Raw genomic sequence first — 9,085 nt, forward strand, 5'->3', positions numbered from 1 at the left:
GATATTTATCTAATTTTTTTAATAAAAAAATATGATGACTAATAAAAACGATAAAATAATTTATAGGATAATATTGATAATAGTTATCATTTTCACTATATTACTACCCTCAATACTGAGACACAGGGAGTGTTAAATGTTAAAAAAAATTATGACAAAAATAAGTGCGTTACTATTCATCTTTGTTTTCAATAGTTTGATAAATCATAGCTTTGCTAATGAAAGAATCGTTATTGCAGGGGCAAGCTTAACTGAAATTGTTTATGCCCTAGGTGCTGGTGAGCAAGTTGTTGGAATTGATAAAACAAGTACCTACCCTGAATCAGTAAAAAATCTACCTCAAATTGGTTATTGGAAATTATTAAATATTGAAGGAATTTTATCATTACATCCCTCTCTTTTTATCGCATTTAAAGATATTGAACCTGATAATATTTTTGCTCAAGTTGCCAATGCTAAGGTAAGTGTATTGGCGTTAAACCGAATACCTGGTACTGTTGATTTACTATATGAAAATATTGATAAAATCGCTGATAAATTAAATAAAAAAACTCAAGGACAGCAATTAATCAATAGAATTAAAACCAATCTTTCACAAATCCAAAAAGATATTTCTAATCATCATGAAAAAACAAAAGTGCTTTTCTTAATGAGCATGGCGGGAACCAATTCAGTTGCGGGTAAAAATACGACAGCGGATGCGTTAATCACTATTGCTGGTGGTGAAAATTTAGCCACACATACAAGTTATAAAAGTTATACCCCTGAATCGCTAATTGTTATGAATCCTCAGGTTATTGTATTTAATACTCACTCTATTGAACAGTTAGGCGGTTTAGACAAAATCAATACTATTCCGGGTATTACAGAAACAGATGCTTACAAAAACCACCGTATTACTGTTATTGATGATCAATATCTTTTTGGGATAGGACCCAGAGTTGATGAGATTACAAAAATTTTATACCAAAGCTTTTATCCAAAATGAAGTTCATACTGATTTTTATATAAATTATTAATAATGTTTTGACCATAAATTAGAAGCAATTGAAGTGAATCATTTTATTTAATGTACTAAGTCTAAAAGGATTACAATGTTCAATTTTACAAATTTAAAAAAAACCAGCACGCTGGCTTTGGGGCTGACTTTTGCAGTCCCAAGTATCGCCGCTGAAAAACATGATGACGATAAAATTAATGACACAATGACTGTCACCGCTCATGAAGCATTCAAAAAACCCGGCACAAATACTGAAATTTCTGAACAAGATATTAGACGTGATGGCGGAACAAATTTTGGTACCATTATGCGTTATCAACCCCTGATTTCGGCTTCAGGCACTATTTCTGGTTCAGGAAGTGGTAAAAGTAGTTGGGATAGAGGTGGATTTACCGGTTATAACATCCGCGGTTTAGATGCAAACCGCGTATCAATTGATATTGATGGAATGCCTTTACCCATTGCACAAGGACGCGTAAATTCAGTAGGCCGAGCTGGTTTTGGTTCTTATGGTATCGGGCGTGATTATATTGATACTTATATGTACAATAAGGTCGATATTCAATCTGGTGCAACCTCGGTTGGCAATCCTAATAATGCTTTGGGGGGATCAGTTTCATTCCAAACCAAAACAGCAAGTTACTACTTATACCCAGGTAAAACAAGTTATTTTGGTTTCCAAAATAACTACGATTCAGCAGATCATAGTTATCATCAAGGGCTAACCATGGCGGGTGGTGATGATTATCTTAATGGTATATTAGTTTTGAGTCGTCGTGATGGGCAACAAACAAGAAATCATGGGGATTCTATTAGCAGTTATCCTGAAAATTGGCACTCCAATTCCATTTTAGCCGGTTTTGGCTGGCAAATGACCGATGAGCATTTATTAAATACAACCATCGACTTTAACAGTAAAACCAAAAATTCCCATTATGATACATGGGACAGGTACGGTAAAAAGATAGAATCTTTCGATCATCAAAGAAGTAAAAATAATCGCTTCAATTTATCTATCAAAGATCAGTGGCGCCCAACCGACCTTAGCTGGATCGATATATTAACGACTCAATTAAGTTATCAACGTACTAATGTTTATGATGATACTGATCTACGCCACAAAACCAAAGGCAACTTTAATACTCAAACCAACTACAACACTAAGACTTATAACTTTATTACAACGTTATTAAAAAGTTACGAAAATCAGAAAATTAGTGCTGGTTTAAATGCTAAGTGGGGTGAAGACGAATCACCGTTTTATACCTCTGCAAAATCTGAAAATAGTAAAATCTTTCCTGATGGTGACTATACTAAACCTCAAGCCGATAGCCGTTCTTATCAAATAGGTGGATTTGTTGAAGACCGTATTAGCTTTAACTATAACGAAACAAATAACTACTATTTGGTTCCGGGTGTTAGGGCTATATACCAAAATACTAAGCCGCGTAATTTGGATAATATGTCTGTGACTGGTATCAACTCATCTAATTTGAGCAAACAATACAGTGATAATAGCGATTTCCAAATTTTACCGTCACTTGCATTGATGTACGATATTAATCCTGATTTTACTGCCTACTTACAATATAAACGTAGTGCGCAAATGCCGAATCAAAATCAATTATACGGTTCTTATTTAGCTCATAGTAAGATGTATGTTTTGGTTGGTGACTCTAACCTAAAAACCGAAACAAGTAATAACTTTGAATTAGGTTTAAAAGGACATCCTGTTTCAGGAATAACGTTATCATCAGCCGTTTTCTATAATCGCTATAAAAATTTTATAGCTTATACTCGTTATAAAAAAGATTTTGTTGGCACGGGTAATCGTATCGTATACCAAGCCGAAAACCGCGATAAAGCTTATATTTATGGTGCTGAACTAAGTAGTGAATTTAATTTTGGTACTTGGTCTAATGCGGTTAATGGTCTAAGTGCTAGATTTGCAATCGGTTATAACCAAGGTAAATCAAAATCCAATTATTTAGGCGATAAAAATGTCGAAATGGACTCTATTGCACCATTAAAAAGTGTAATTGGTTTAGCTTGGGATGATCCAAATAAATTTTATGGGGTTGCCATTACAACAACGCTACAAAAAGGGAAAAAAGCGGAATCGACTAATCGTGAATCGTATGGAAATGATGGTAAACCAATCACTGACTCAATAGACGAGTATTTTAGAGTACCTGGTCACGGCATTATCGATCTTACGGGTTATGTTAACATAAGCAAGAATGTTAAATTAAGCGGCGGTATTTATAATCTTACCAATCAAAAATATTGGGATTACTTAAGTAATAATAAGCTATATAGTACCTCTGATCATAAATATCTTGATATGTTTACAGCACCAGGGAGAACTTTCCAATTAGGTTTAGATATTGATTTTTAATCGCAACAATATTTACTATCAAAGTCAGGTCGAACCTGACTTTGTTTAATTTTACAGTAATACATTTAAAATTATCCACAATGCAAATGTATAAAAACTGAAAATACATGATTTACAAATGTCGATAAAAATTGTTAATGGCTCTAAAAAGCCTATAACTGGTCAATTTATAAACAATTATGTAGATTTTTATTCTATGTGCTAAAAAATAAATCACACAACAGATTTTACACATAGAAGATAAACTTTTTATTATTATAAAGGCGAAGTAACAACAAAATAATAAGCGAATTAACTTACAAAGGTTTGAGTAAAGAGTCATTATGAAACGATTTGATTGCAGTTAAAATGATTGGTTATAAAGGTTATATAAACATTTAATCCTTGCTAAAAGTTAGCTAAAAATGCCTATAAATTACTCAATTAAGTAAGCATTACTCATATTCCATCCAATAGTATCGATAACAAGAAATTTTATTTTAAAAAATAAAAAACGATATAACTAATTAATATTTAGAAAGATTATCCAAATATTCTTATATTGTTAATAAAGCATTTAAATTTATTTTGCTAAAAAAATAAACAATTCTTACTAACTTTGAATTCCTGTGTTAATATTGTCGCGATGCAATACCTTTATATAACCTATAGATAATTGTAACATACAAGTGGAGTTCATTTATATGAATATGAATAATATAAAGCTTTCTTCTATGATGTTTCTTGAGTGGTTTATTTGGGGCGCGTGGTTTGTGCCTTTGTGGCAGTTTTTGAGTTATCATGGTTTTTCTGCTGCGCAAATTAGTCTGTGTTATGCAACGACTGCAATGGCAGCAGTAATTTCTCCAATCATTATTGGTTCTATTACAGATCGTTATTTTGCAGCACAAAAAGTATTAGCAGTTTTATGCATACTCGGTGCTCTTTTAATGTACCTTGCAGCACAACAAACAACTTTCAACCTATTTTTCCCTATATTATTTTTATATGCTTTAACTTATATGCCAACGGTGGCTTTAACCAATACCATAGCTTTATCAAATGTCAGTGATGCAGAACGTTATTTTCCACGTATTCGAGTATTAGGCACAATTGGCTGGATAGCATCTGGCGTAGTATGTGGTTTTCTACCAACCTTGCTAGGTTTTGGTGATATTTCGAAAAGTAATATTCCACTTATCATCACAGCTATAAGCTCTGTAGTATTAGGAATATTTGCATTTATGTTACCTAATACGCCACCAAAAAGTACTGGCAAAATCAGCTTAAGAGTAATTTTAGGCTTAGATGCTATTATTTTATTAAAAGATAGAGAATTTAGAACATTTACGCTATGTTCATTTTTGTTCTGTATTCCACTTGCTTTTTATTACACTTTTTCAAATGGTTACCTTACTGAAATAGGCATGACAAATGCAACTGGATGGCTATCCCTTGGCCAAGTTTCTGAAATTCTATTTATGCTTTGTCTGCCACTCTTTATCAAACGATATGGTATAAAAAATGTATTAATGCTCGGATTAATAACAGCAGGCATACGTTATGGCTTGTTTGTCTATGGCGGTGTGGACAATCTATTTATTTATAGTTTGTTATTTATTGGGATTTTACTACATGGCGTTAGTTATGATTTTTATTTTGTTACCGGTTATGTCTATGTTGATAAAAAAGCCCCTGCACACGTTCGAGCCTCTGCTCAGGGATTATTTTCACTTTTCTGCTTAGGTTTAGGGAATTTAGTTGGTTATAACTTAGGTGGAACAATGATGGAATACTTTTTCAAATATGAAACGCCTGAAAATGGTGTAACTTATAACTGGGCTGGCATGTGGGGCTTTGGTGCAGTAATGATTGTGATCATTGCAGTAATATTCCTACTATTTTTCAGAGAAAAACGTGAAATCGAACCAATTAAAGTTGATCAATTGCAATAACATTGATCTCGAATTTATGCTGATAATTAATCACTTTGCGAGTAATTTACAGAATTAAATAGAGGATATTATGTCTATCTCTAAGGAAAATAAAATATTAGGTACGTTTTATGGACAAGCCATTGGCGATGCTATGGGAATGCCATCTGAACTGTGGCCTAGAACAAAAGTACAGTCCTATTTTGGATGGATAGATACTTTTTTACCGGGTCCGAAAGAAAATAATGCAGCCTGTTATTTCAATCAAGCTCAATTTACTGACGATACTTCAATGGCACTCGCGCTTGCTGATGCCATTATTGAGTGTAATGGCCAAATTGAGCCAAACACTATTGCCAATAATATAATGAAATGGGCACAAAATTTCGATGCATTTAACAAAAATGTCTTAGGACCTACTTCAAAAATTGCACTTAATCTAATTTCGCAAGGCAAATCAATTGATTCATTAGAAAATAATGGAACAACGAACGGTGCAGCGATGCGTGTATCGCCATTAGGTTGTTTGTTGCCGGCTGATAATTTAGATGATTTCATCGAACAAATTACGCTTGCTTCAAGCCCAACACATAAGTCAGATATAGCCATTGCTGGTGCGGTCACCATTGCCTGGGCAATTTCTAAAGCAATAGACAATTATAGTTGGCAACAAATTAAATTAGGTTTAGCAACGATTGCTGATATTGCTCAAACACGAAAAATAACCACATTTAGTCCTTCAATATCAAAACGAATTGAGTTAGCACTGGATCTGGCTGAAAAACCAGGAGGCGTTAAGTCTAAGTTGTCCGATATTTATAATATTGTAGGAGCAGGCACCAGTACGCTTGAAGCTGTACCCGCTGCATTAGCAATAGTTGAAATTGCAAAAACCGATCCTAATCAATCAGCCATACTTTGTGCAAACCTTGGTGGTGATACAGATACTATTGGTGCAATGGCGACCGCAATTTGTGGTGCACTAAATGGAGTTGAGTGTATCAATCCATTATGGATAAAACAACTTAATGAAGCTAATCACTTAGATTTTACACACTATAGCAAAGAGTTTTATCGTTTAAGACGGATAAAGGAGTCAGCTAATGGTCAACCAACAGCTCATTAGGCAAATTGAATGTTTAACAACTAAACGGCAAATTTGTCTTATTGGCGCTGCCGTTATTGACTTAGTGATGCAAACCCCTTTTATTCCCAGTTCAGGTGGTGAAGTTTTGTTATCACAGCAAGAAAAACATATCGGTGGATGTGCCTTTAATATTGCATTAATGTTAAAACAATTAGGTATGCAATCGTATAATGCCCTACCTATTGGAACAGGTATTTGGGCAACACAAATTAGCCAATTAATGCAACATCATCAGATTGTATCTGAGTTTACTCATCTTGAAGAAGATAATGGCTGGTGTTTGGCTCTGGTTGACCCCACAGGTGAAAGAACTTTTTTTACTATTGAAGGTATTGAAAGTACTTGGAATAAACAATTACTTGCTAATCTTCATATAGAAAAAAACGCAATAATTTATTTATGTGGCTACCAATTATCGAGTAAAACAGGATCTGAAATTCTCGATTGGTTAGAATCTCTCTCTCAACCTTTTGACCTTTTTATTGATTTTGGCCCAAGAATAGCAACGTTAAATTCCGAAATTTTTAATCGGGTATTCGCTTTAAAACCCATTATATCGGTCAATCGACAAGAGGCTGAATTTCTTGGTCTTGATAGTCAATCCAGCAATTTTAAAGATGCTGTACAAAACTTTGCCCATAATTGGTTTACTCAGCATCATACACCGATCATTATTCGATTAGATTGTGAAGGTGCCTACGTTTATCAAAAAGGTGAACAAAAATGGGTGGATATATTTCCAGTCACAGTAATCGATACAATTGGCGCAGGAGATAATCATGCAGGAGGCGTTCTTGCGGCTTTATCAGCTGGTTGGTCTTTATCCGATGCAGTTACGTTAGGCAATGCAGTTGCATCTTACACTGTTGGCCAAAAAGGTGCGGACTGTTCACCAACCAGACAACAACTTATTAAACATATAAAACAAGAATAACTTAACCGTTTTAAACAAATTTTTTATTCATTCGTTACTAGACATAACAATCGCAAAAAGACAATCGGGGGACTTATTCCCCCTTTTTAATGGCTAATTAGACTATAATCTAATTTTTACTCGATAATAGGATAAGCACAGTTAAATTTTACTCATCCAATATGCTTACTCTTCAGTTGTAAAGACATATAAATCACTTCGGCAGTGACAAATACTATATTCAATAGGAATGTAATTTTCATCAAAAACCTGCTGTTTGATAATCAAAACAGGTTCCGACTTTTCCACTGACATCACTTGCATAAACTCTTCATTGGGCGCACTAGCACATACCCAGTTTTTAACATGCATAGGAATAATATTATGTGTCTGGAAAAAGGTATATAAAGAAGTTTGTATATCATCTATATTATCAATAAGTGCTTTAGGAACATAGGATTGTTCAATCGATACAGGATAGTCATCAATATATCGAATACGTTTTAAAATAAAAACATCTTCATTTAAGTCAACACCAAGATATCTTGCTATTTCTGGACTGACATTACTTAATTGTTTATTAACCCAAATTGTATTTGGTTTTTGACCTAATATTTGAATTTGTTCGGAAAAACCTTTTAGACTTTTAAGTGAATATTCGAAGGAACCATTAACATAGGTACCATAGCCTCGTGCACGAATAATAAATCCGTCATTTTCTAATATTTCTAAAGCTTTACGTATAGTTATTCTCGAAATATTGAGTTGTTGAGTAAACTCCCTTTCACTAGGTAAAAAATCACCTTTCTTCAATGTTCCTGAAGTAATTAACTTAACAATTATTTCAACAATTTGTTGATATAAGGGTAATTTAATACTTTTATCTAATAGTCGATTTAAATTGGAGATTAAATTATTGCTCATTATTTCCTCATTACTAATGATACGCTTTTATTAAGACTATTTGGTATTCTTTCCGATCATTTATCATTATTAACTAAACATAAAATGTGTTTAAAAATCAAGGTATCAATAACTATCTATGAAATAAATAAAATCTAGCTTTACCATTAGTTGGATGATAATGATTTACTTAAGGTGCTTTATTAAGTTATTTTCAAGTAAATTAATTATAATTAATAATGATATAGCAAAATTTTAATGCACTAGAGTGAACAAAAAATAAAGAATTTATAAATAGCTAAATGCTTTTGTTAGTTAACTCAAAATAATTAAAATACGTTGTGAATCAATACCATTTATGAAATTAACAATATTAAAAATTTCTATTTTAAAAATTTGAGGCGTATATAATCGAGTTGTTCCATCAAACTTAAAAATATTTTTTACTTTGCGAAATCAAGATTTACTTAATGCACTAGAATTGGTAAAAAAACAAAACTATTTACTTAGATTCTAATTAGATGCAATAACGCTTTATTCAAAGTATAGATCACAGAAAACCAACTTTAAACTAGTACGGGACAACTATTTATTATCAAGAATTCTTATGGCGTCCCCTACAGGATTCGAACCTGTGACCTACGGCTTAGAAGGCCGTTGCTCTATCCAGCTGAGCTAAGGAGACAATGATATGTTTTGTAGAAAAGACGCTGAACATTATATAAAGCTATTTTGATCCGTCAATGATTTTTAATGCTTTATCTAGTTAGGTTGACAAAATATCATCAATTCTTCCATTTCTTGAACGTTA

6 protein-coding genes and 1 tRNA gene are annotated in these 9,085 nt (G+C 33.0%); 5 read left to right on the plus strand and 2 right to left on the minus strand.

Features of this window, described 5'->3' with window-relative positions:
* Positions 1-136: 136 nt before the first annotated feature.
* From A9G03_RS00170 to A9G03_RS00190, 5 genes are all read left to right on the plus strand, one after another.
* The gene (locus tag A9G03_RS00170; RefSeq protein ID WP_065633656.1) at positions 137-988 is read left to right on the plus strand and encodes a heme/hemin ABC transporter substrate-binding protein; all 852 of its coding nucleotides are present in this window, start codon (positions 137-139) and stop codon (positions 986-988) included.
* A gap of 106 nt (positions 989-1,094) precedes the next feature.
* Positions 1,095-3,398 (plus strand): TonB-dependent receptor domain-containing protein, encoded by a 2,304-nt coding sequence (locus tag A9G03_RS00175; protein ID WP_065798076.1) that lies wholly within the window; start codon positions 1,095-1,097, stop codon positions 3,396-3,398.
* Positions 3,399-4,081: 683 nt separating this feature from the next.
* Positions 4,082-5,332, plus strand: a complete 1,251-nt coding sequence (locus tag A9G03_RS00180; RefSeq protein ID WP_065798077.1) for a nucleoside permease — start codon at positions 4,082-4,084, stop codon at positions 5,330-5,332.
* A gap of 70 nt (positions 5,333-5,402) precedes the next feature.
* The gene (locus A9G03_RS00185; protein WP_065635022.1) at positions 5,403-6,437 is read left to right on the plus strand and encodes an ADP-ribosylglycohydrolase family protein; all 1,035 of its coding nucleotides are present in this window, start codon (positions 5,403-5,405) and stop codon (positions 6,435-6,437) included.
* Complete coding sequence (locus A9G03_RS00190; RefSeq protein ID WP_065798078.1) at positions 6,415-7,392, plus strand: PfkB family carbohydrate kinase; 978 nt, start codon at positions 6,415-6,417, stop codon at positions 7,390-7,392. Before A9G03_RS00185 ends, A9G03_RS00190 begins: the two co-directional genes overlap by 23 nt.
* A gap of 165 nt (positions 7,393-7,557) precedes the next feature.
* Here the strand turns inward: A9G03_RS00190 and A9G03_RS00195 are convergent, their stop codons facing one another.
* A complete protein-coding gene (locus tag A9G03_RS00195) occupies positions 7,558-8,295 on the minus strand; it encodes a GntR family transcriptional regulator (RefSeq protein WP_065635024.1) in 738 nt (245 codons plus the stop codon).
* 587 nt (positions 8,296-8,882) lie between these two features.
* A tRNA-Arg gene (locus tag A9G03_RS00200) sits at positions 8,883-8,959 on the minus strand.
* Positions 8,960-9,085: the final 126 nt, after the last annotated feature.

Source organism: Gilliamella sp. wkB171, from assembly GCF_001693755.1.
GTDB classification, from domain to species: domain Bacteria; phylum Pseudomonadota; class Gammaproteobacteria; order Enterobacterales; family Orbaceae; genus Gilliamella; species Gilliamella apicola_F.

What these genes read in the sequence shown, in the direction of transcription:
- A9G03_RS00175 (WP_065798076.1), top strand. Translation starts at nt 1,095, where the DNA reads ATGTTCAATTTTACAAATTTAAAAAAAACCAGCACGCTGGCTTTGGGG.
- A9G03_RS00180 (WP_065798077.1), top strand. Translation starts at nt 4,082, where the DNA reads ATGAATATGAATAATATAAAGCTTTCTTCTATGATGTTTCTTGAGTGG.
- A9G03_RS00195 (WP_065635024.1), bottom strand. Translation starts at nt 8,295, where the DNA reads ATGAGCAATAATTTAATCTCCAATTTAAATCGACTATTAGATAAAAGT.
- A9G03_RS00190 (WP_065798078.1), top strand. Translation starts at nt 6,415, where the DNA reads ATGGTCAACCAACAGCTCATTAGGCAAATTGAATGTTTAACAACTAAA.
- A9G03_RS00170 (WP_065633656.1), top strand. Translation starts at nt 137, where the DNA reads ATGTTAAAAAAAATTATGACAAAAATAAGTGCGTTACTATTCATCTTT.
- A9G03_RS00185 (WP_065635022.1), top strand. Translation starts at nt 5,403, where the DNA reads ATGTCTATCTCTAAGGAAAATAAAATATTAGGTACGTTTTATGGACAA.